This is a genomic window from Nostoc sp. (assembly GCF_036917935.1).
GTDB lineage: Bacteria > Cyanobacteriota > Cyanobacteriia > Cyanobacteriales > Nostocaceae > Nostoc.
Map to the genome: position 1 here is coordinate 1 of NZ_JBALEL010000029.1, position 23,727 is coordinate 23,727.

At 42.9% G+C, this 23,727-nt stretch carries 15 protein-coding genes and 1 tRNA gene; 9 read left to right on the forward strand and 7 right to left on the reverse strand.

Translation table 11 applies throughout. The annotated features are described in order from the left end of the window. Both V7K62_RS12835 and V7K62_RS12840 read left to right on the forward strand, forming a co-directional pair. Nucleotides 1-1,262, forward strand: a 1,262-nt coding sequence (locus tag V7K62_RS12835) for a WD40 repeat domain-containing protein (protein ID WP_334864435.1), incomplete at its 5' end; no start/stop codon positions are given. A gap of 354 nt (nt 1,263-1,616) precedes the next feature. After that, entirely contained in the window at nt 1,617-2,231 is a 615-nt protein-coding gene (locus V7K62_RS12840; RefSeq protein ID WP_334864437.1) for a hypothetical protein, read from the forward strand. Between the two features lie 337 nt (nt 2,232-2,568). Here the strand turns inward: V7K62_RS12840 and V7K62_RS12845 are convergent. Continuing rightward, nucleotides 2,569-2,641: transfer RNA gene (locus V7K62_RS12845), tRNA-Val, on the reverse strand. A gap of 142 nt (nt 2,642-2,783) precedes the next feature. On the opposite strand from V7K62_RS12845, the gene V7K62_RS12850 reads away from it, so the two are divergent. Then, nucleotides 2,784-3,374 carry a metal-binding protein gene (locus V7K62_RS12850; RefSeq protein ID WP_334864439.1) on the forward strand — a complete coding sequence of 197 codons (591 nt, stop codon included), beginning with the start codon at nt 2,784-2,786 and terminating at the stop codon, nt 3,372-3,374. A gap of 49 nt (nt 3,375-3,423) precedes the next feature. Continuing rightward, entirely contained in the window at nt 3,424-4,248 is an 825-nt protein-coding gene (gene mazG, locus V7K62_RS12855) for a nucleoside triphosphate pyrophosphohydrolase (RefSeq protein ID WP_334864441.1), read from the forward strand. Nucleotides 4,249-4,371: 123 nt separating this feature from the next. Here mazG and V7K62_RS12860 read toward each other — a convergent pair whose 3' ends face one another. Then, the gene (locus tag V7K62_RS12860; protein ID WP_334864442.1) at nt 4,372-5,571 is read right to left on the reverse strand and encodes a transporter substrate-binding domain-containing protein; all 1,200 of its coding nucleotides are present in this window, start codon (nt 5,569-5,571) and stop codon (nt 4,372-4,374) included. Between the two features lie 445 nt (nt 5,572-6,016). Between V7K62_RS12860 and V7K62_RS12865 the strand changes: the two genes are divergently transcribed. The 4 genes from V7K62_RS12865 to V7K62_RS12880 all read left to right on the forward strand — a co-directional run bounded on the left by V7K62_RS12865 (nt 6,017) and on the right by V7K62_RS12880 (nt 14,047). Then, complete coding sequence (locus V7K62_RS12865) at nt 6,017-8,311, forward strand: PAS domain-containing hybrid sensor histidine kinase/response regulator (RefSeq protein WP_334864444.1); 2,295 nt, start codon at nt 6,017-6,019, stop codon at nt 8,309-8,311. Nucleotides 8,312-8,676: 365 nt separating this feature from the next. After that, the gene (locus tag V7K62_RS12870) at nt 8,677-9,537 is read left to right on the forward strand and encodes a Tab2/Atab2 family RNA-binding protein (RefSeq protein WP_334864446.1); all 861 of its coding nucleotides are present in this window, start codon (nt 8,677-8,679) and stop codon (nt 9,535-9,537) included. 307 nt (nt 9,538-9,844) lie between these two features. After that, entirely contained in the window at nt 9,845-11,158 is a 1,314-nt protein-coding gene (locus V7K62_RS12875) for a TldD/PmbA family protein (RefSeq protein WP_334864448.1), read from the forward strand. A gap of 252 nt (nt 11,159-11,410) precedes the next feature. Next, nucleotides 11,411-14,047 carry a chloride channel protein gene (locus tag V7K62_RS12880; RefSeq protein ID WP_334864450.1) on the forward strand — a complete coding sequence of 879 codons (2,637 nt, stop codon included), beginning with the start codon at nt 11,411-11,413 and terminating at the stop codon, nt 14,045-14,047. Between the two features lie 320 nt (nt 14,048-14,367). Here the strand turns inward: V7K62_RS12880 and V7K62_RS12885 are convergent, their stop codons facing one another. The 4 genes from V7K62_RS12885 to V7K62_RS12900 all read right to left on the reverse strand — a co-directional run bounded on the left by V7K62_RS12885 (nt 14,368) and on the right by V7K62_RS12900 (nt 19,497). Then, a complete protein-coding gene (locus V7K62_RS12885; protein ID WP_334864452.1) occupies nt 14,368-14,559 on the reverse strand; it encodes a hypothetical protein in 192 nt (63 codons plus the stop codon). Nucleotides 14,560-14,607: 48 nt separating this feature from the next. After that, complete coding sequence (locus V7K62_RS12890) at nt 14,608-15,753, reverse strand: glycosyltransferase family 4 protein (protein WP_334864453.1); 1,146 nt, start codon at nt 15,751-15,753, stop codon at nt 14,608-14,610. Beyond that, nucleotides 15,743-16,999, reverse strand: coding sequence for an O-antigen ligase family protein (locus tag V7K62_RS12895; RefSeq protein WP_334864455.1), 1,257 nt, complete (start codon nt 16,997-16,999; stop codon nt 15,743-15,745). The genes V7K62_RS12890 and V7K62_RS12895 overlap by 11 nt, the downstream gene beginning before the upstream one ends. A 425-nt stretch (nt 17,000-17,424) precedes the next feature. After that, entirely contained in the window at nt 17,425-19,497 is a 2,073-nt protein-coding gene (locus tag V7K62_RS12900) for a serine/threonine-protein kinase (protein WP_334864457.1), read from the reverse strand. Between the two features lie 722 nt (nt 19,498-20,219). Between V7K62_RS12900 and V7K62_RS12905 the strand changes: the two genes are divergently transcribed. Further along, nucleotides 20,220-21,455, forward strand: coding sequence for a peptidase (locus tag V7K62_RS12905; RefSeq protein ID WP_334864459.1), 1,236 nt, complete (start codon nt 20,220-20,222; stop codon nt 21,453-21,455). Between the two features lie 114 nt (nt 21,456-21,569). Here the strand turns inward: V7K62_RS12905 and V7K62_RS12910 are convergent, their stop codons facing one another. Next, the gene (locus V7K62_RS12910; RefSeq protein ID WP_334864461.1) at nt 21,570-23,636 is read right to left on the reverse strand and encodes a serine/threonine-protein kinase; all 2,067 of its coding nucleotides are present in this window, start codon (nt 23,634-23,636) and stop codon (nt 21,570-21,572) included. Between the last annotated feature and the right edge of the window lie 91 nt (nt 23,637-23,727).

The following is a 23,727-nucleotide window of genomic DNA, read 5'->3' on the forward strand; positions in this document are numbered from 1 at the left end:
GTGTGGTCTTTAGCGTCGCCTACAGCCCCAATGGACAACAGTTAGCTTCTGCTAGTTCTGACAAGACGATCAAAATCTGGGATGTCAGCAGTGGTAAACCCCTCAAAACCCTGACTGGTCATAGCAGTGTGGTCTTTAGCGTCGCCTACAGCCCCAATGGACAACAGTTAGCTTCTGCTAGTTCTGACAAGACGATCAAAATCTGGGATGTCAGCAGTGGTCAACTCCTGAAAACCCTGACTGGTCATAGCAGTACCGTCAGAAGCATCGCCTACAGCCCCAATGGACAACAGTTAGCTTCTGCTAGTGATGACAAGACGATCAAAATCTGGGATGTCAGCAGTGGTCAACTCCTGAAAACCCTGACTGGTCATAGCAGTACTGTCAGAAGCGTCGCCTACAGCCCCAATGGACAACAGTTAGCTTCTGCAAGTGATGACAACACGATCAAAATCTGGGATGTCAGCAGTGGTCAACTCCTCAAAATCCTGACTGGTCATAGCAGTTTTGTCAGTAGCGTCGCCTACAGCCCCAATGGACAACAGTTAGCTTCTGCTAGTGATGACAACACGATCAAAATCTGGGATGTCAGCAGTGGTCAACTCCTCAAAACCCTGACTGGTCATAGCAGTTGGGTCTTTAGCGTCGCCTACAGTCCCAATGGACAACAGTTAGCTTCTGGAAGTGCTGACAACACGATCAAAATCTGGGATGTCAGCAGTGGTCAACTCCTCAAAACCCTGACTGGTCATAGCAGTTTTGTCAGTAGCGTCGCCTACAGCCCCAATGGACAACAGTTAGCTTCTGCTAGTTCTGACAAGACGATCAAAATCTGGGATGTCAGCAGTGGTCAACTCCTCAAAACCCTGACTGGTCATAGCAGTCAGGTCTATAGCGTCGCCTACAGCCCCAATGGACAACAGTTAGCTTCTGCAAGTGATGACAAAACAATAATTTTATGGGATTTGGATTTCGATAATTTATTACACAGTGGTTGCAAATTGCTGAATAATTACTTCATTGGCCATCCAGAAGTGTTAGAAGAGTTGCAATCATGCCAAACTCCATCACGTTTGGCGCAAGGGGCGACAACGTTAGTCATCCAAGGTGAGAAGTTAGCGCGAAATAATGATATTAAGGGCGCTGTAGAAAAGTTTGGCAAAGCACAGCAGTGGGATAATAAATTAAAGTTTGATTCCCAGGCGAGAGCGAAAGAGTTGGCGAATCAAGGTAAGGTTGAATCGCAGTCGAACTCACCTTAAAAGGGCGGTTAGAATATCTACGTAGGTTGGGTTGAGGAACGAAACCCAACAAACCCGCGAAAAAGTTGGGTTTCGCAAAGCCTCAACCCAACCTCCGATTTTCTTCAGTGCGATCGCTCCTGTTCAATAGGGCTAAGAGGTTGTTTGAAAAGTCCTCTTGTCGGTATCAAAACATTTTAGATCCCCCTAAATCCCCCTTAAAAAAGGGGGACTTTGATTCCGGTTCCCCCCTTTTTAAGGGGGGTTAGGGGGGATCAAAGTGCCTAAAATCACAGCCAAATACTTTTCAAACATCCTCTAAGATTGAGTTGCATCAATATATATAGACGAAATAGATAATCACAAGGTAGAAGGATGGTATACAGCGATTTTAGTCTCGCTCAGGTGAAAAAGAGTTTTGACTTAACACTCGATGAAACTCGGAATTTATTTGCTGATACCAAACCTGTTACACCATCAGAAACTCTCACAACGATTTTAATAGATTACATTCCTTTAGCAACTGCAATTTCAACCGAAAAAGCCAGATCAGAGTTTTTAATTGCCCCAATACTGGCAGAGGCCAGACGATTATTAAATAATAAAATCTCACTGTTTTCGGGTAATGAATTTAATGTTGATGCAACTCAAGGCTTGCAAGGTTTTTGCGATTACATCATTAGCAATTCCCAAGAGCAATTATTTCTTTCTGCTCCGGTAATGTTTATTTTTGAGGCGAAAAAAGAAGATATTATCGGCGGTCTTGGTCAATGTGTAGCGGCAATGATTGCGGCACAGTTGTTCAATCAAAATCAAGGCAATGAAGTTGGGCGGATTTATGGATCGGTTACTAGTGGAACTAACTGGAAGTTTTTATTTTTAGAAGAGACGACTGTTTATATAGATTCGACTGAGTACTATATTAAAGAAGTTGATAAAATTTTGGGTATTTTATTGCAACCTTTTCAGCCTATTTTAACTACTGTTTGAAAAGTCCTTAGTGATGTATCAAATACTCTTAGATCCCCCTAAATCCCCCGATAAATTGGGGGACTTTGATTCCGTTTCCCCCCTTTTTAAGGGGGGCTAGGGGGGATCGATAAGTGCCTGATATCACAGCCGACCACTTTTCAAACAACCTCTTAACTACTGTTTGAATACATAGCAGGCGATAATCTTTTCCCCAAGCGGACTATCTTAATGGTGCGTTGGCGCAGCCCGCCGTAGGCATCGCTTATAAAGGTAAACTGGTATGGATTGGAGAACTTATATTATTAAAAAAGGCTAGAAACGGCATCTAAGCTGTCTCTAGCCTTAATTTACTTAATGGGCAGTACCAGACTCGAACTGATGACATCCTGCTTGTAAGGCAGGCGCTCTACCAACTGAGCTAACCGCCCTTTTGACTAATCCTTAACTAATATAGCAAAAGATTTCGGGTTGCGCTAGTAGTTTTAAGAAAATCTTTTTTCTCTTATACTGACTCAGTATTCAGTTACTCAGCACGGGCTAAACGCCCCGCTATCGCTAACAGGATTTAGGATGCCCTCTGGTCGGACGCACGATCGCATTACTATGTATGCTCTGCCGTTGGTGGCGGGCGTTACTTTGTGGCAGACTCGCAGTAGCAATGCGACTTTGTTGGTTGCAGGCGGGTTTCTCTTTGGCGGGCTGATGTTTGGCCCCGATTTGGATATTTACTCTGTGCAATTTCAACGCTGGGGTTTCTTGCGCTGGATTTGGCTACCTTATCAAAAAAGTCTCCGTCATCGTTCTTTTTTATCCCACGGGCCGATTATTGGCACGATTCTGCGGATACTTTATCTAGGGTGTTTGCTAGCTATTTTGGCAATTTTCGTTTTGGGAATTGCCCAAAGGTTATGGAATCTGAGTTTTACTTGGCAAGATTTGGGGGGAACTGTGGGGCGATCGCTCGTACAATACGATACTGAATATATCGCTTTGTTTTTGGGGTTGGAACTCGGTGCGATGAGTCATTCTCTCAGCGATTGGGGGGGGTCGGCATATAAGCGGGTGCAAAAACAGGGGGTTCGGGGGTTGCTTCCTAGTGGCAAAATTAAGAGGCGCAATGTGAGGAGGAGTGGGGGTCGTCGGCCGAAGACGAAGAAATGATTTGTTAACGCAAAGGGACGCTGAGGGAAGCGCAAAGGGACGCTGAGGTATGGAAAATCAAGATGAGAGTTTGGGGGCGTTGCAGGAGTTAATTGAGGTGGTGGCGAAGTTGCGCGAGCCTGATGGTGGTTGTCCTTGGGATTTGGCGCAAACTGCCGAAACGCTGACGCCTTATGTGATTGAGGAAGCTTATGAGGTGGTGGACGCGATTAAGGGTGGGGATAAGGATGCGATCGCAGAGGAGTTAGGCGATTTATTATTACAGGTGGTATTGCAAGCTCAAATCGCTAGCGAATCTGGGCAATTTTCTCTCAAAGAAATAACTCAGGGGATTTCCCAAAAGTTGATTCGCCGTCATCCTCATGTGTTTGGTGATGTGTCGGTTGCCAGTGTGGATGAGGTGCGGCAAAATTGGGAACAAATCAAAGCTGCGGAAAAGGGCGAAGCATCTCCAGAGGCGCAAAAATTTAGTGCTAAACTCGCTCGTTATGGGCGCACTCTTCCCCCTTTGACGGCGGCGATGAAGATTTCTCTAAAGGCTGCGGCGATCGGGTTTGAATGGGAAAATATTCAGGGCGTCTGGGATAAGTTTTATGAGGAGTTGGGTGAGTTTCAACAGGCTTTAGCTGAGGAAACACCCGAACGACAACAAGCAGAATTAGGCGATTTACTATTTGCGGTTATTCAGCTAGCCCGTTGGCATAATCTTGACCCTAGCACCGCTTTGCAAGGCACGAATCAGCGCTTTGTCCAGCGATTAGAAAAAATGGAGGCGGTTGTTGACCGTCCCCTTTCTGATTACAGTTTGAATGAGTTAGAAATTCTCTGGCAACAAGCAAAAGCCCAACTTGCTCAAGAAGGGTGTGGGGAGTAGGAAATGGGGCATTGGGTATGGAGAAGAGACAAGGGAGATAAGGAAGAGGGGGTAGACAAGGAAGAGACTTGTTCAATAATTCCCCCTTGTCCCCCTCATCTCCCACACTCCCCACTCCCTTCTTCAAGATTTTTGAGCATCAAACCACTTATCATATAGCGATTGATAAGTGCCATTTTCTTTGAGACTCAGCAGAGCCTGATTAATTGGTTTGCGATAAGGACTATTATTGGGCAGAATGATGCCGTAGCTTTCTTCACGCAAGATACTGCCAACAATCTGTACTTTCCCTTTGCCTTCATTGGCAGCATAGAAGAGGAGTACAGGCGCATCAAACACTACGGCATCAGCTTTTTTTGTTTGCAGAGCATCATAAGCTTGCTCAATCTTAGTAACTTCTAAAACTGAAATCTTATGTTCTCGTAGGTATGTGGCCGCTGTGCTACCCGCAGTTGTGGCCACTAGCTTACCGGGTAAATCATCTATACTCCTGATATCACCCTGAAGCTGTTGCACTGTCAATGAAGTAGTAGCGCTGGCTGTAAAGTAGGCGACAAATAGTACTCCGATAAACATCCAGACAATACCTACTAGGCGTCCCAGTACTCCCTTGGGCATTTCATCAGCTTGGGTTGCTAATGTGGCAGCTGCCCACCAACAGGCTTTGAAAATGCCAGGAAAGTATGATTTGGGAATCATCCCATCTTTGTGATGGCGCTCAGATAACCAAATAATATGGGCTGCTACAACAATTAGCACTAGGGCAACGCCTATTACCTGCAAAAGGCTAGCAGAGAAAAACAATTGCAAAATATTTGGGAAGGCACTGTTGTTGCTCTCTGGGTTTCTTACCATAATTTGCAGCCCCCCAGTAAAAATGGGTAATGAGAAATCAAAATTCTGCTCGCGTTCGGCTGTAATCGAGATTGCGGAAATCCCCAAGTTGGCTTGGCTTTCCTTAATAGCAGAAAGCAGTTCCGGCACAGAGGAATATTCAATAAATTTAGACTCTACATTAATTTGGTTAGCGATGCTGCGCCAGAGATCGATACTGAATCCCGATAGCTCACCTTTGTCTGAGATCACAAAAGGCGGTATAACTCGTGTAGCCACTAATAACGGTTGTTGGAGTTGTGGTTTTTGGGCCAGCCCTGGGGATATCATTAACAAGAATGCCAGAATTATACCTACTAATCCTATGCAGGTATATAGTGCTAAGGAACACCTAGTTTTGTCTTTGCGGTAATATCTGTCAAAATAGCGAATCGGGCTTTTTATCCTAGCTATAAGTTGGCGAAATCTACTAGCGATCGCATTTATCATCAGAATTTTCTTAGGGTTGCGTACATAATCTATTTATCATGCCCATCCCATATCAAATATCACGTTCATCATCCCCCTAAAACCAATTTTTTTCAGATTTAGAGGAGATGAATATGGCTAAGGCTAGGCTCTTGGATAAGATTATTCAACTGGTGACTGGTGACTGCGGATTAAGCCCTAAGGACTAGACATCTGGTGAACTTAAATATGCTTTATCCAGAACTCTAAATGGATTTCTTGATGAATTCTTTGTTTTAATATAATAGTATTTACAGGTCGAGACAACTATATTGTGTCTAATTCACTTTGTAGAACTCACGTTGGAAAGACAAACCTCTATCTTTTGAGCAATAGTATTGAGATCAGCTTTTAGCGTATACTTTGGTTTATACTTGCTTGATGTTTTCTTTAAGGCGCGCTTCTTAGTATTTGCAAAGTGAGCAACATGAATGTAGACGATTTTAGTCAGCAAATAGAGATATTGCGCTCACGGGTCACGGGATTACTGCAAAGGACTGCAAGTGAGCCATACTCACAACAAGAGCTAACAGCAGAAGCTTTTGAAGAACTTCAAATCACTTTGGAAGAACTAAAAATCGCCTCCGAGGAACTACAAGCAACACGAATGGTAGTAGAGAAGGAGCGTCAGCGCTACCAAGAATTATTTGATTTTGCGCCTGATGGTTACTTGGTAACTGATACATTGGGCACTATCCTGGAAGCCAACCGTGCTGCTAGCATACACATCAATATTTCACAGCGATTTTTGATTGGTAAACCGTTGCTTACTTTCATCGCCAAGTCAGATCATCAAGCTTTTTTTAACTACCTAACTCAGTTGCAGCAGATCGACCGGGGTGGAGAATGGGAAGTGTGTTTACAACCACGAGAAAAAATCTGTTTTGATATTGCTTTGACAGTAGTTACCGTCCGTAACGAAAAAGGTAAGCCAGTTGCTCTGCGCTGGCTAATGCGTGACATTAGCCAGCGTAAGCGTTTAGAGTTACAGCGCCAACAGTTATTTTCTAATGAGCAAGCCGCCCGAATTGCAGCCCAAGCAGCAGAGAGGCGCTCTAATTTTTTGGCTGAAGCAAGTCGTGTATTGGTATCTTCCTTGGATTACCGTACTACCCTAACCAGGGTCGCGCAATTAGCAGTGCCTACCCTCGCCGATTGGTGTATTGTGGATGTCGTCGAAAATAATTTGGCAGTCTTCAGTAACCCCGTCATCGCTGCATCTGAACCGGCAAAAGAAGCACTCATAAGAGAACTCCAACAACGCTATCCAATCCCTGTTGATGCTGATTATGGCCCACCGAAGGTTTTACGGACTGGTAAGCCAGAACTAGTTATAAACATTCTTGAGTCTTCATTACAGAGAAAAGCCTTGAATGAGGAACACCTAAATCTCCTGCGCCAACTCCCAATTAAGTCTCAGATGGTAGTGCCACTGTTGGTACGTCAACGCAAGCTAGGGACAATTCTATTTGCCTCTGCACAACCAGGACGCTATTACACTACTGTAGACCTAGAAATGGCTGAAGAACTTGCTCAACGGATAGCATTCGCCATTGAAAATGCACAGCTTTATCAGCAAGCCCAGGAAGCTAACCGCATCAAGGAAGAGTTTTTAGCGATCGTTTCCCACGAACTTCGTACACCTCTCAATTCTATGCTGGGTTGGGTTCAAGTAATACGGACTCGAAAATGGGACGAAGCAACTACCTCTAAGGCATTGGAGACAATCGAGCGGAATGCCAAACTTCAAAGGAAACTGATTGAAGATATCCTGGATATTTCACGGATTGTACAAGGTCAAATCCGCCTAAATATTCGTAAAGTTGACCTTGTGCCTATAATTCAGGCGGTAATTGAAGCTGTACATCCCACATCTGAAATTAAGGGTATTCAAGTTGAGTCTAATCTTGACTCCTCAGTTGGTCAGGTTATGGGTGATGCAGAACGCCTTCAACAAGTCTTCTGGAATTTGCTCTCTAACGCCGTCAAGTTTACACCTAGCGGGGGGCGAGTTGAAGTACATCTAGAACAGGTAAACTCAAATGCCCAGATAACTGTCTCTGACACAGGTAAGGGAATTAGTGCTGACTTTCTACCTTATATCTTTGAGCGCTTTCGTCAAGCTGATAGCACAACTACTAGAGCAGACAATGGTTTGGGACTGGGGCTAGCAATTGTACACCACTTAGTAGAAATGCACTCAGGCACAGTCTACGCAGTTAGTGAAGGGGAAGAAAAGGGAGCAACATTTACAGTGCTGTTACCTTTATTAGAACTGCAACCAGAGCAGTTAATTAAAGAGAGTGAAGTAAAAGTCGATAACCTCTCAGTACTCGACGGCTTGCAAATACTCGTTGTCGATGACAATGCCGATACGCGTGAGTTAGTTGCCTTCATTCTTGAAGAGTCTGGAGCGCAAGTGACGGCGGTTAGCTCAGTAGGTGAAGCCCTGGAAGCGCTAGTACGATTAAAACCAGATGTTCTAGTCAGTGATATCGGAATGCCAGATGAGGATGGTTATTCTCTGATTCGCAAAGTACGGGTGCAGGAAGCAGAGCAAGGGGAGAAGATTCCAGCTATAGCACTAACGGCATTTGCTAGAGATGAAGAACGCAGACTCGCTCTACAAGCTGGATTCCAAGTACATGTATCCAAGCCAATCGAGCCAGAAGAGTTGGTGACAGTGGTAGCGAACCTTACCAAAAGCAGTAAACAAGGTTAACGCCCAAGTCCAACCAGGGCTTATAGCGGTTTTCGGCCCTTGTGAGGAGAACCCCAACCCCCTAAGAGGGGGCTAAGATGTACCTTGTATGATTAGGAAACGCTATAAGTTGTTTGAGGATGAACACAATCAGCAAATGCGATCGCTGACAACCGGGAGCATCGTTAATTCACATCACGAGGCATTTGTATAGTGCGTAAGTCCTATACTCGTTCATCCACATCAGAACTCCGTTTATCCACCTCAGAGCCTCAAGACTTCCAATGCCAATGCCCCATTCCCAATCCTCAATGCCCAATGCTACCCCAACACTCGTATGATCAAAATATCAGGAAAACATAACAGCCAGATTTTTACCGCAAAACATGGGCAGTATTTGGGAAATCGATTTTTACTCTCGTCCGATTTTGGACGATAATCAGAAAAAAGTTTGGGAAGTCTTAGTCTGCGAAAGCCCCTTGGATATCAGCACAAAAGCAGATTCTTTGTTTCGCTATGCTCAATATTGTCCCAGTACCCAGGTAAATTCGGGTTGGTTGCGAACAGCATTGCAGGAGGCTATTAACCAAGCCGGAAAAGCACCAATTAAAATCCGCTTTTTCCGCCGCCAAATGAACAATATGATTACTAAAGCCTGCCAAGACTTGAGCATTCCCGCCCAACCTAGCCGCCGTACTTTGGTTCTCAATCAATGGTTAGAACAGCGGATGCAAGAAGTGTATCCTCAAGAACCAGGGTATCAAGGGGGGACTAATCCCTCAGTCCGCTTAGAAAAACCTTTGCCGCAACGTTTACCAGATGCTTTGGAAGGACAGCAGTGGGTATTTGTTACCTTAGATGCTGCGGATTTTGCTGATATGCCAGAGTGGGAAATTGGCTTTGGTGAAGCTTTCCCTTTAGAGTTGGCAAAAGTTTCACCCGAAGCCCGTATTCCTGGTATTTTGATTTTCTCACCGAGAGCGTTGCCCTTGGCTGGTTGGATGTCTGGTTTAGAACTGGCTTTCTTAAGATTTGACACCAGCGAAGAGGCGAGATTGCTTTTAGAAACTGGTGTAACTGAAAGCTGGATTGTGGCAAATATCAAAAAACCTCAAATCTTAGCAGAAGCTAAAGGTTTTGAAGAAGCCAAGCAAAAAGCTAACGGAGTGCATTTTATCGGTGTACAGTCCGATCCCAAAGCACAATCTTTTGCTGGTTTTTGGCTGTTGCAAGAGGTTAATCTTTGAAAATCGGCATGGGGCATGGGAATAGGGGTAATGGCGGCTGGGGGACAAGGAAAATAACTATGACAAATGACTAGATCCGTTGAGACATGACAATGATTTGGGATAATTAACTGCGTCCATCAGTGTTGATCTGCGGTTCCCAATCGTAACTGTAAGGAAACGCTGATGATTTTTGGATGGTTATCTGCGTTTATCAGCGGAAAGTCTGATGCCGACGGCGGGCTGCGCCAACGTTGGCTTTTGACGATCGCACTTTTCTTGAGAGGGCGTTGATATGCGGTTCAAAATCCACAATTCACTAAGGGTCATGGGTTCTGAAAATTTGTCACAAGATACACTAGCCGAACAGTTGCTGGAACTAGCTATAAAATCTGGAGCAGAAGCTGCTGAGGTGTATCAGTCGCGATCGCTTTCTCGTCCAGTGTTTTTTGAGGCAAACCGACTCAAACAGCTAGAAACCAACCAATCTGAAGGCACAGCACTACGGCTTTGGCGAAACGGGCGTCCGGGACTGACGGTAGCTTACGGTTCTGTCTTAGCCGAAGTAATGGTAGAAAAAGCTCTGGCTCTAAGTCAACTGAATCTACCAGAAACAGTAGAATTAGGCTCTAACTCTCAGCCCTCTTACCCAGATTTAGGAGAAAGTGTACCGATAGAGGTTTTGGTGGACTGGGGCAAAGAAGCGATCGCACTCATCCGTGATCCCTATCCCGATGTTGTGTGCAATGGCGACTGGGAATGTGATATTGAAACTACCAGACTAGTTAACACCAAAGGTTTAGATTGTTATTATACCGACACTACCCTCAGCTGCTATGTATCCGCAGAATGGGTACGTGGAGATGATTTTTTGAATGTTTCTGATGGACAAATTAAGCGGGGCGAACTAGACCCAAAGAAATTAGCTAATCAAATTTTACAGCGGTTAATTTGGGCCAGAGAAAATATCTCACCCCCTACTGGTCGCATCCCGGTTTTGTTCACTTCTAAAGCCGCCGATATGCTTTGGGGTACTGTGCAAGCAGCGTTGAATGGCAAACGAGTCTTAGAAGTAGCTTCCCCTTGGGCAGAACATCTGGGTAACGCAGTCGTTGCACCCAGCCTCACCCTCTACCAAGACCCGGAAGCAGGCCCTTACAGTTGCCCCTTTGATGATGAAGGCACTCCTACTCAATCTTTAGTATTTATCGAAAACGGGACTTTACAGCATTTCTATGGCGATCGCACCACCGGACGCCAACTCGGTACTCACACCACTGGAAATGGTTTTCGCCCTGGTTTAGGTAGCTATCCCACTCCTGGTTTATTTAATTTTCTCATCCAGCCAGGTTCGGCATCGCTACCAGACTTGATTCAACAATTAGATGATGGCTTGATTGTGGATCAAATGTTGGGTGGTGGCGGCAGTATTTCTGGAGATTTTTCGATCAACGTTGATTTAGGCTACCGCGTCCAAAATGGTCACGTAATTGGGCGCGTTAAAGATACGATGGTTGCAGGTAATGTCTACACAGCCCTGAAGCAATTGGTTACACTAGGCAACGATGTTGATTGGAATGGTTCTTGTTACACTCCATCTCTGATAGTAGAAGGGCTATCCACGACGGGGAGAAGTAATTAAAAATTCTCAACTCATCGCCAGTAACTGGTTTTAGAAGTAGCAAATGTTGCCTTTTATTCGTTGAAAGTTTAATCAAGAGTGCTGAGTTCTGTTAGCAGTAGCGGGGCGTTTAGCCCTAGTCTCGACTTAGAGTTAAAAGACTGCCCACAAGGGGAGTTGCTCTTATTAAGTACATAAATACTAAGTAATTTCTAATTCACTCAGCACTGAGTGCAGTAAATCATCTCCGAATAACACAATCAATTTGACATCATGTGGTATTTACCTATCTTCCAACGCTTTCGGCAACTGCTACAACCACGGCGTCGTTTAGCAATTTTTGAAGCTTGTCTGATTGGTTTGGTTTCTGCTCTTGCAGCAGTCTTACTTAAATCAGGGGTGGGATTGCTAGGTGCTTGGCGAGTGCAGACATCGCTGCTGCTACCAGCTTGGTTGGTGCTACCAGGCATCGGACTTACCTTGGGATTCCTCGCAGGATGGCTGGTTGAGCGCGTAGCACCAGAAACTTCCGGGAGCGGCATTCCTCAAGTGAAAGCAGTGTTAGCTCGTATACCAATTGCTCTAGATTTGCGGGTTGCCCTGGTCAAGCTAGTCGGTGGTATTCTGGCACTAGGTTCTGGGCTAGCTTTAGGGCGGGAAGGGCCAACAGTTCAGGTCAGCGCAGCTTTAGCAGCTCAACTCAGTCGGTGGTTTCCGACTTCACCAGATCACCGCCGTCAGTTGATTGCTGCTGGTGCAGGAGCAGGGTTAGCGGCTGCCTTCAATACGCCGATTGCAGGTGTGTTGTTTGTAGTAGAAGAACTGTTACAGGATTTTTCGGAATTTACCTTGGGCACTGCGATTCTGGCTTCTTTTATCGGTGCTGTCGTCTCGCGCATATTGGGTGGTCGCAGCCTGGATCTAAATCTAGCATTAACTGCTTCCAAGACAGATTTTTTTGTTCAAGATATTCCCTTCTATTTGGTGTTGGGGATTGTGGCTGGGTTGATGGGGGCGTTATTCAATCGCGGGATTATTGCCAGCTTAACTGTTTACCGCCGCTCTCTACGTTTTGGATTACCTGCTCGTGTCGCCCTTGCTGGGTTAGTGTCTGGGGTGATTGTGGCATTACTACCGCTAGCGTTTCGAGACAACACGGGACTGCGAGAAATTTTAATTACAGGTGAGGCTAGCTGGTCACTAGCCGCGATCGCCTTTGTCTCCCAGTTTATCCTAACTCTGGTAGCTTATGGCTCTGGTGTGCCAGGAGGATTATTTGCTCCCGCTTTGACCCTTGGGGCTGCCCTTGGCTACTTGGTGGGTATAGGAGAACACAGTTTGCTTCTTCCTTTCGGGATAGCCAGTGGATTACCAATTACTTTTGCATTGGCGGGAATGGGCGCATTTTTTACGGCGGTGGCCAGAGTGCCAATGACGGGGATAGTGATTGTGTTTGAAATGACCACAGATTTTAACTTAGTGCTGCCCTTAATGATTGGTTCTGTAACATCGTATCTAGTCGCCGAAAAGTTAGCGCCAGGATCGCTATATGACAAACTTTTGGAGTGGAATGGCATAACTATCCAAAAAGCACCACCTGCGGGGGGGATAATGACAAATTTGACAGCCAAAGATGTCATGCAGCAACAGGTAGAAACTCTGGATACAGAGATGCCTCTAGATGAAGTGATACAAGCATTCGCCCGTTCTCATCATCGTGGCTTTCCAGTAGTAGAGGAAAGTAAGCTTGTAGGAATTGTGACGCAATCAGATTTACTCAATATTCGCGATCGCAACTTAGCAAACGATACTCCTTTAGGGCAAATTATGAGCGCCACTCCGGTGACAGTAACACCGATCCACACCCTAAGCAATGTGCTTTATTTACTCGATCGCTATCAAATCAGTCGCTTACCGGTTGTAGATGGACGAAAACTGATTGGAATTATTACCCGTGCAGATATTATTCGGGCGGAAGCAGACCATCTTAATGGTGCAAATGCGACCCCAAGACTGCGACCAGATCCTTCATATATAGTTTACCAAACGCGATCGCCCAGCATCGGCAGAGGTAGATTATTAGTGCCAGTAGCAAATCCCGAAACAGCGGGTATTTTATTACTTATGGCAGCAGCTATTGCCCGCGATCGCCATTATGAAATAGATTGCGTGCAAATAATGCTGATACCCCGTCACAATTCCCCATCAGAAACACAGGTAAGGACGGCAAAAAGTCGCCGCTTGCTCCGACAGGCGGAAGTCTTAGCAAAAAAATGGCAAATTCCCCTGCATACACAGATTCGAGTTACCCACGATGTAGCCCAGGCAATTTTAGAGACAATCAACGAACAACACATCGACCTGATTTTAATGGGATGGAAAGGTAACACATCTACCCCTGGTCGGATTTTTGGTAACGTTGTAGACACCGTAATTCGCCAAGCCAGCTGCGAAGTCGTGTTAGTAAAATTAGGCAAAACTCCCCAGTCCCCACTCCCCACTCCCCTCTTCAACAACTGGCTAGTTCCAGTGGCTGGTGGCCCCAATTCCGCGTTAGCGATTAAATTGTTACCAGCTTTAATTACATTGGGAAATGATCCGCAAATTCGCCTGACACAGGTGTTTAAGCCATCTGAACTCAAGCCAGATATGTCAGTTTCAGAACAAGCCATCCGCCATTTGATGCGTCGCCGCAAATTGTCCACTACTGTAGTTGCTCTCCCAGTCCAAGCTGATTCAGTAGCAGAAGGTGTGATTAACCTAGTGAAAACCGAAGGTTACGATGTTGTCGTTTTGGGAGCTTCGCGCGAGGGATTGTTGCAGCAAGCGATTCAAGGTAATATTCCAGAAGCGATCGCCTCTGGTGTAGAAAGTACAGTTATTTTGGTTAGGGGTGCGATTAATAAATAAACTCAGATCAATTGGCAACTTCTTGCGATCGCTGTTACAGCTTATCTAAGTAATTAGGACTTACGCACTATACAAATGCCTCATGATCTGAATTAACGATCCTCCCGGTTGTTTCAGGCTTTTCTTAATTATCCTGCGATCGTCAATAGACCAGAATGTAGGGGCACAGCAATGCTGTGCCCTTACGAAAGATGTGGTTTTTAACCTTATGCATATTTGGTATTTATTGTCAATGTGTAAGTCCTAGTAATTTATTCTCCCATTGTTTGTCCGTCTGTCATGCTGTTTTAGTTTGCTTTGTTCGGCGATCGCCCATTTTACTAATGATAAAAAACACCAATAATCAGAGCAACAATTATTGGTATTAAGATTGGAATAGCAACTATAAGTCCCCACTTACCAAACTTAATTTCCTCACCCTCAGATTTTAAAAACGCAATCCAACCTACAACTCCCATCAAAATCCAAATACATCCAAAGGAAAGAAATATAATAAATACTGAATCTTCCATTTGTTAAAAATTCAATCTATACAAAAAAACATTTATTTAAAATATAACTTAATCACCACCAACTAACTTTGCTAAACTTGCACGAAACTGACTAAAATCAAAAGCTTCAATAGTTCTTTCTTGCAAATATTCTGCTTGGTAAACTACTGGGTTAGAGCAATTTCCTTGCAGAATTTGAATCAGATTATCGGCAATTTCTTCTATATTATCAGGGTCAACTAAACATCCTAACTTCCCCTCAGCCAAGGGATCTATAGAACCATCTTGATTACCCGCCAACACAGGTTTACCACAAGCTAAAGCTTCTAGAAAAACAATACCAAATCCTTCTCCTTTACTAGGCAAAGCAAAAACATCGCAGAGATTGTAATGTTCGCACAATTCTTCATCTGAGACAAATCCTGCAATTGTCACACAATCTTGTAGATTTAAGTTGGTAACTAAAGCTTTAATTCTAGGTATATCATCTCCTTTACCTGCAAGAATAAAGTGAACATTAGGGACATGCAAGCGGACTTTAACTAAGGCATGAAGGATTTGATCGTAACCCTTGTATTTTGCCATGCGTCCCATCCGCGTTACTGTTAGAATTACAGGCTGTTCATCTGTTAAGTTATATCGCTTCAGTAAGTAGGTAGGTTTAGGATTTATTTTAAACTGACTGGCATCAAACGTATTAGGTAAAAGAACTATTTTCTCTGAATCAATATTTGTATCTTCAAGCAAGCGCTGGCGAGTGTAATTACTAACACTAATGATTTTATCTGCTTTTGCTAATGCTAATTTTGTCGCATTGTTTTCGATATCCCAAACTTCTAAGCCATGAGCAACTACCCAGTAAGGAGTCCCAGTAAGAAATTTGAGAATATAACAAACGATAGCATAGTTAACATGAGTCGAGATGACTATAGCGGGACGTTGAAGAATAGCTAAAATAATTATTTTTGTGGCAAATAAAATGGTTTGCAATAATCTTGGTAAATCTCCAAAATAATGAAATCTTGTTGAACTTAAAAACTGCAAGTTTTCTGACCGTTTTAAATTATACTTATCATACTTGAGAAACACATCATAATTAGCTTCAGGATATATATCTTGGAAAGCTTTCAGCAAAAATATTGAGTAAACTTGAATACCTCCCTTGAAATCAAATATATTCGGAAATATTAAGTAAAAACGAGGTTTAGCAATCATAGGTTTTTTGAAAACTTTGAATAATTTCAGGTTTTAATTGCATGACAAAATCTTTTCGAGAATTAATAGCTGCTGCTATAAAATAAAACTCAATAGTTGTAAAAGTATAGTCTTCAGCAAAAAAATCTGGAATTTGAGATGCTAAAAACATAATAATTGGAACAGTACTTAGAGGATTAGCAGATTTAACTTGAGATGCTATTCTTACTAAAAAATTAGTAAATAATAATAATCCAGTAATTCCTTGTTCTACCAATACATTTAAAAATATATTATGTGCGTGATAACCTTTAACCCCAAAAACTTTAACTCCTATATATTCTGCAAAAGCTCCTACACCTATACCAGTAATCGGTCTTTTAATAGTTTCAATAATAGCTGCCTGCCAAAGCGCAAACCTTGACAAGGCTGTTCCTACAGGACTAGGAAGCACTATTTCGCTTGGATTTGTTAAAAATAAATTAATTAAGGGAAATATTTGACTATCTCCCAAACCAATTCTATATGTAGATACTGGTATGGATATAATGCATAAAAGCCACAGGCTCATGATAAAAATCATTTTTCTAATACTAATAATTTTATATATCAATAAAAGAAACATCCCAAAAATAAAAACTAGCCAAGAATTTCTGCTGGCAGAGAAAGCTAGGGGAATGAGAAAAAAAAATTCGCTTATGTATAATTCAAGTTTAGATATATTCCTCTGTTTTTCTAAAATTAGACTGAAACATAATCCAATGGCGACTATTACCCCAAACTGATTAGGATTTTGCATGATTGAACCAATCTGGGGATAATAACTTGGGAACTTTAATAATTTAAAAATCCAGTAGTTGGGAAGTAAAGCTTCTAAAAAACCCAAAACTGCAATTATTTGTAGTAAATACAATATGCAACGATAGTAAAATCTTAAAGATGGTGTTTTTAGATTTTTAAAAGTTAACATTAAAAAAGCAAAAAATAATATGAAGTAAGTTGAGTATTTTAGACTATAAGTAATAGCAGTAGTTGGAAATTGGCTCATTAATGAGGAAAGCCACATCCACAAATACATTAGACTTATAGATATCAAAATGATTTTATGCTTTTTAACAACTTCTGGTATAGATTTTAAAGACAAACTAATTATTCCCAAGCTGAATGCAGGAAGTAATAAATAATGAATCCCAATATTTATTCCGGGAAATTTAACTCGCCCTAAAAGCGAAGAAAATAGTATTAGCAGAAAAAATATATTAATCATAACCTTTTATGTAGGGATTTTTTTTGGCAACAAAAAACCTATATTAAACCCACATTCGCAGGTTTAAGAATAGATTTTGATATTTTGTTCAAGCTATAATCCTGAGTACGTAAAGAATATTATCATAATACAGTCCCCGCCAACATCATCTCTTGAAGCTAGGATTAAGTAGGTAGGCACAAATAAACCTAACTATGTAACGAAAAGTAAAAGCGGTGAAACCCTTGCGATTGCTTGTCTACGACACGCTACGCGAACACTCCACTCCGTTGCGTACCCTGCGGGAACGCCAAGGGCGAACGCAATGACATAGTTATAAATTTTCCCGCCCACCTACTTAATTTGAGGTTTTAGCCAAACTAAATATTCTGGGGTGGAACCCGAAAAAGTCGCAACCTATCCCGAATCTGCACTATCAGATATTTTCAATTAATTATCTGCCAAATTTTGAGAATGTTCTCACCACTCCCACCACCAGCAATACTTTGTCCATCTGGGCTAATGGCAACGGCATAAATATATCCAGAACCAGTCTCTAAAGTGCGGATTTCCTTTCCGGTGACTGGGTTCCAAAGTTTGATTGTCTTGTCACTGCTGCCACTGACAAGGATGACACCATTTGAACTTACGCTTGGCAAAAAAGCGACAGAATTAACCTTATCCTTATGTCCCTTTAAGGTGTGGATTAACTTTCCTGTTTTCAGATTCCACAATTTAATTGTCTTGTCTTTACTGCCACTGGCAAGGATGACACCATCGGGAGCAAAAGCGACTGAAAGAATCGACTCTGCATTTCCCTCCAAAGTGCGGATTAACTTTCCTGTTTCCAGATTCCACAATTTAATTGTCTTATCCCAACTACCGCTGGCAAGGGTTTTACCATCAGGACTGAAAACGACAGATGCAACACCACTGGTATGTCCCTCTAAGGTGCGGATTAACTTTCCTGTCTCCAGATTCCACAGTTTGATTTTCATGTCCTTACTAGCACTGCCACTCGCAAGGGTTTTACCATCAGGACTGAAAGCTACGGAAGTAACTCCGTCGCTATTTCCCTGCAAGGTGCGGGTTAACTTTCCTGTCTCCAGATTCCATAGTTTGATTGTCTTGTCCGCGCTGCCACTGGCGAGGGTTTTACTATCAGGACTGAAAGCTATAGTCCAAATCCAATTGGAATGTCCTTCTAAAGTGCGGATTTCTTTTCCACTTGCCAGATTCCATAGCTTGATTGTCTTATCATCACTAGCACTGCCAAGGGTTATGCCATCAGGACTGAAAGCTACGGAATTCACGTCACTAGAATGCCCCTTGAAGGGTTTGGGTAGATAAGAATTTTCTGAGACGCTTTTTTGGGGCTGAATAGGCTGAGGAATGGGCTGAGAAATAGGTTCAGGAACCTCGCTGACTGTCTGGGGGCGAGACTGGAAATACCAAATTCCCCCTAATCCCAATACCAAAATGCTAGAACCTAACAGCAGTTGACTTTTGAGATTGTTATTTGATTTTGGTGAAATTTGCCTCTTGTTTACTGGGGTAGCTGCAAATGTTGGTGTAAGTATAGTTGGGGGTATTGATGACAATGGTGGTAGTCGAGGTGTCAAGTCAGTGATGACTTCATCAGCCGATTGATAACGCTTATCGATGTCTAGTTGCAAGAGCTTATCCAAAACTTCACCCAAGTGTATAGACACAGAAACCCCGTCCCTACCTGGACTGGTCAAATATTGCCGCCAAGATGAAACCCAACCATAACCCTGCTGCATCCAAAGTTGAGATGGGCGCACCCCAGTCAGGAGATGAAAACAAGTCGCCCCCAAACTGAATAAATCACTGCCTGGGTAAGCTTTTCCATCTTGCATCTGTTCAAGTGCAGTGTAACCGTGTGAGCCAATAACAGTGCCCATTTTAGTCTGCACTGTTGCCGTCAGCTGCTTGGAGGCTCCAAAATCAATTAGCACTAATCGCCAGTCACTTTGACGGCGAATAATATTCTGTGGTTTAATATCCCGGTGAATCACTCCTCGCACATGGATAAACTTCAGCACAGGTAATAAATCTAGCAAAAATTCGCGAATCTCTATTTCGCTGTAGCTTCCCCGCGTCTCCCATTCCTTAAGCAAGTTTTGCCCATTGATAAACTGCTGTACCAAAAACAGATAGTGATTTTGCTCAAAATAAGCCAATAAAGTTGGAATTTGCGGATGTTCTGCGAGTTCTTGTAGTCGGCTCGCTTCTTGTTTAAATAGCTGAGTGGCCTTTGTTAGTGGCCCAGTTCCCTGAAGTTTTGGTGCAAATTGCTTAACAACACAGCATTCATTCAGTTTGTGTACATCTTTTGCCAGATAGGTTCTACCAAATCCGCCCTCATCTGACAACACCTGAGTGGGACGATAGCGACCTCCTAGCAGGGGTATCAATTCCGCTCTACAACTGTGGCAATAGTTGTTCTTATCAGGATTTAGGGGTTTTTGGCAATCGGGATTCACACAACAGAGCATACTGGGAATCCATTTCAATTGGAGTATATATTCATCTTAAGTCATGCAGTATAATCTCTCTTGTTAGGAAATATCACTGAGATACCATACAAATCCCCAATTTCCTTACCTCATCAGGTATTGAACAATTTAGATAACTTGCAAGAAGTTGTGATTGAGCGATGCCTTTTGACGAATTGATGGGCGTCAACTCTGCTTATGTATTACATCTGTGTTAGAGGATGTTTGAAAAGTGTTTGACTGTGATTTTAATTGCGTTGTTACCCCCCTTAGTCCCCCCTTGTAAAGGGGGGAAACAAGAAAAATCCGGTTCCCTCCCCAATACATACGGGGAGGGTTAGGGAGGGGTAAAAATATTTGATACATCAATCACGACTTTTAAAACATCCTCTTAGCCATTTAGTCAGCTTTACAAAAATATCTGGGCAATAATCCGAAAAGCAGCTATTTAACTTTGTAGCTCAGTATATACCTACAAAATTGAGATTTACTCTAGTAGTCTAAATTGAAAATATAATTTTTTCGATTTGATAGTGGCAAAATTTGGGTATGTATAATATACGAATTCATTTGGTGACAGACGATGCCTTTGGCAAGCCGCTAAGGTGTATACACTAAATTTTTCTTTCAGTTTACATAAGTACTGCTGCAAAAACAGCAAATAATATTAATTTTGTCGATCTCTGAAAGACAAAAACATCAGCAAAATTAGGAGCGTAATTATGCTATTAGAAAACAAAAAATATCGCCGCAAATTAAGTAATATTTTAATTGGTTGCGTGAGTAGTAGTTTGTTAATCACAACTAATGTGCTGCCTATAAGTGCTTTAGGAAAACCTCAAAATTTCCAAGACTTCATAATTGCTAAATCACCAGATGAGAGACAACCAGAAGCAGTAAAAAAAGGAATTGAGCAAATTCCTGCTTCTCAAGCGTCAGTATCTCCAAGACGGAAGACATCTATTGAGTCACCAATACAGCAGACTCGTCGTGCATCATCTCATACAGAAAATTCTCAGCGAACTTCTAGCGTTTCAAATGATAGCTCTACTCCTAGTTCATCTGGACGTAGGACTTCTAACTCAAACTCTAATCGTTCTAATAGTGGCTCTGCATCTAGATCATCTAGAAGTAGGACTGCTTCAAATGCTAATCGTTCCAATACTGGCTCTGGGAGAGTTCGCAAGCCAAGTTCTAATGTAGCGACAAGTGGGAACCAAAATCTCGATAATTCAGCGCTTTCTTCGTCTGTGACACCTACTTACAGAGAGATTAACTTTGTAGATGTTGCATTGGGTATTTTGAGTAAGAGTGACTTTCAATCTGAAGGTAGATATTTTCATTTCTACGAGTTTGAGGGTAGAGAAAATCAATTAGTCCAAATTAGGCTGATTGGCAGTAACGATACACGTAGATCCAATAACTTGAGTTTAAAACCCTTATTGTTTCTGCACGATCCTGATAATAATATCATCGTCAAAAAAGGCGCTTTGGATAAAAGTAGTGGTGGCGATGATGCATTCATTTTTGCGCGACTGCCTAAGAATGGCACTTACAAGATTGCTGTTACTAGTCAAGATCCTGGAGATACAGGTCGATATAGTTTGGCTCTCAGGAATGACAGAGCTAGCTATACTTTAGATGAATCAGATCAACTAACTGCCAAAAGCTCAACCCTGAAACAAAATGGCGGCGCTTACAATGTTTCTAATTTTCAAGGTAAAAAAAATCAGCTTGTAAGTATTCGTGTAGATAGTGTTGATGAAGAGTTTTCTCCTTATGTAGCTTTGCTAAATTCTCATGGACAGACGATCGCTATCGATAAAGACAAAGACAAAGGTGGTGTGTACAGTGCTTTAATTGACCGAGCGAGGTTGCCTGAAGATGATACGTACTATATAGTTGTTACTTCCAAGAATCCACAGGAACGCGGTAAATACAGATTGACTATATTCTAAGCTCGACTTGATCGATTTTTTTAGCAACGCGATCGCTATAGCTGATGCCACAAAGTGATCCTTTTGAATTTGAAGAAAAAGAGACAAGAAGTAAACTTGTTGAATAATTCTCCCTCATCCCCCAGTCCCCACTGACTGAGACAACCGCCAAATCTTAATAGTGTTGTCTTCACTACCACTAACAAGGGTTTTGCCGTCAGGACTGAAGGTAACGGATGTTACGGTCTTAGTGTGCCCTGTTAATGTGAGAATTTCTTCTCCTGTGGCTGTATTCCACAGTTTGATGGTGCGATCGCGGCTACCACTAGCAACAATTTTACCATCGGGGCTGAAGGCTACGGATGTGACAGTGTTGCTATGTCCCACCAGTGTGCGAATTTCTTTTCCCCTAGCTAAATCCCAAAGTTTGATGGTGCGTAGGCGTTGCCCGTCGTAGACATCGCGGCTAGCACTGGCTAAAGTTTTACCATCTGGACTAATAGCCACGGTTGTCACTGTTTGAGAATTTCCTTCTAGTGTGCGGATGGGGTATCCTTTTGCTAAATTCCAGATTTTGATCGTCTTGTCAAAACTGCCACTGGCCAGAATCACACCATCGGGGCTGATGGCCACTGACCGCACCCAGAATGTATGCCCTGCTAGTGTCCGAATTTGCTCTCCTGTTGCCAAATCCCAGATTTTAATCGTGTTGTCATCACTGCCCGTAACTAAAGTCTGGCTATCAGCACTAATGGCTAGGGCATGAACTGAGTCAGAATGCCCTATAAGAGTGCGAATTTGTTTTCGCGTTGCCAGATTCCAGATTTTAATCGTGTTGTCATCACTCGCACTAACCAGAAGTTTGCCATCTGGACTAATTACCACGACATTCACCTGCTGAAAATGCCCGTTGAGTGAAGAGATTTGTTTCCCGGTTGCGAGATTCCAAAGTTTGATTGTGCGATCGTCGCCACTGCTGGCTATGGTTTGGCCATCAGGGCTGATGGCGACAGATAAAACCGAGCTTTGGTGTCCTTGGAGGGTATTAGCTAAGGAAACCTTACCCAAGGTAATCTGACTCAAAATCGCGTCATTTTTACCAGGACTATTGTGCTGACTTAGCCTAGAAACCAAACTAGTCTGAATCCGGCGAAAATTTTTATACCAAGATTCGCTGAATCCAAACAAGAGTATGAAAGCACTTACCAAGATGAAAATTCTCAGTAAGGGATAACTTTTTGGTAAATATGGTGCTTTAGTTGGTGGTATTTTCCCAGATGACTTACCCGCAGGTGGCAGGGCGAGGAGTTGTTTGGGAGTTAAGTCTCTAAGGACTTCATCGGCTGACTGGTAACGTTCATGGATATCTTTTTTCAGAAGCTTGTCGATGACAAAATCCAACTCAGGATTTAATGGACTCCGCAAATATTCCCGCCAATTACTTACCCAGGCGTACCCAGATTCCATCCACAACTGAAAGGGCGAATTTCCGGTTAGTAGATGAAAGCAGGTAGCCCCCACACCGAACAAGTCGCTGGCGGGGAAAGCTTTCCCGTCTCTAATTTGTTCTAGGGGAGAATAACCATGTGAACCAATGGATGTGCCAGATTTCTGCTGAACTTTGGCGGTGAATTGCTTTGAGGAACCAAAATCAATCAGGCTTAATCGCCCATCACTTTTATTGCGGATAATATTTTCTGGCTTGATATCCCGATGAATAACTTTGCGATCGTGGATAAATTTTAGGATGGGCAGTAAGTCTAGCAAAATAGATTGAATTTCTCTAGCGTTATAAGCCTTGCGCTGTTGCAACTCCTTTAACAAATTCTCCCCATTGATAAACTGCTGCACCAAATATAGGCAGCCGTCTTGCTCAAAGTAAGCGATCAAAGTCGGAATTTGGGGATGTTCCCCAAGGTCTTGTAGTCGCTGCGCTTCTTCGGCAAACAACTCCATCGCCTTTTTTTGCGACCAAGTTCCTTGGAATTTTGGAGCTAATTGCTTGATAACACAGCGTTCATTGAGTTTATCTACGTCTTCTGATAGATAGGTTCTGCCAAATCCCCCCTCATCTGAAAGGACTCGGATGACACGGAAGCGATTTCTTAAAAGTGACACCAGCGGGGTGCTACAACTTTGGCAAAACTTCTTTCCATTGGGATTCAGGGGATTTGAGCAATCGGGATTTAAGCAGCAGATCATGATCTGACAGGCGCGACTGCATGACAACTTAGGCTAAGTTTGCCCCGAACTTTCCCTTAAGAAAATTGACTCTCGCTTACTTGTGGTAGAA

Coding starts and splice junctions, on each gene's coding strand:
- V7K62_RS12840 (WP_334864437.1), top strand. CDS start 1,617: ATGGTATACAGCGATTTTAGTCTCGCTCAGGTGAAAAAGAGTTTTGAC.
- V7K62_RS12850 (WP_334864439.1), top strand. CDS start 2,784: ATGCCCTCTGGTCGGACGCACGATCGCATTACTATGTATGCTCTGCCG.
- mazG (WP_334864441.1), top strand. CDS start 3,424: ATGGAAAATCAAGATGAGAGTTTGGGGGCGTTGCAGGAGTTAATTGAG.
- V7K62_RS12860 (WP_334864442.1), bottom strand. CDS start 5,571: ATGATAAATGCGATCGCTAGTAGATTTCGCCAACTTATAGCTAGGATA.
- V7K62_RS12865 (WP_334864444.1), top strand. CDS start 6,017: ATGAATGTAGACGATTTTAGTCAGCAAATAGAGATATTGCGCTCACGG.
- V7K62_RS12870 (WP_334864446.1), top strand. CDS start 8,677: ATGGGCAGTATTTGGGAAATCGATTTTTACTCTCGTCCGATTTTGGAC.
- V7K62_RS12875 (WP_334864448.1), top strand. CDS start 9,845: ATGGGTTCTGAAAATTTGTCACAAGATACACTAGCCGAACAGTTGCTG.
- V7K62_RS12880 (WP_334864450.1), top strand. CDS start 11,411: ATGTGGTATTTACCTATCTTCCAACGCTTTCGGCAACTGCTACAACCA.
- V7K62_RS12885 (WP_334864452.1), bottom strand. CDS start 14,559: ATGGAAGATTCAGTATTTATTATATTTCTTTCCTTTGGATGTATTTGG.
- V7K62_RS12890 (WP_334864453.1), bottom strand. CDS start 15,753: ATGATTGCTAAACCTCGTTTTTACTTAATATTTCCGAATATATTTGAT.
- V7K62_RS12895 (WP_334864455.1), bottom strand. CDS start 16,999: ATGATTAATATATTTTTTCTGCTAATACTATTTTCTTCGCTTTTAGGG.
- V7K62_RS12900 (WP_334864457.1), bottom strand. CDS start 19,497: ATGCTCTGTTGTGTGAATCCCGATTGCCAAAAACCCCTAAATCCTGAT.
- V7K62_RS12905 (WP_334864459.1), top strand. CDS start 20,220: ATGCTATTAGAAAACAAAAAATATCGCCGCAAATTAAGTAATATTTTA.
- V7K62_RS12910 (WP_334864461.1), bottom strand. CDS start 23,636: ATGATCTGCTGCTTAAATCCCGATTGCTCAAATCCCCTGAATCCCAAT.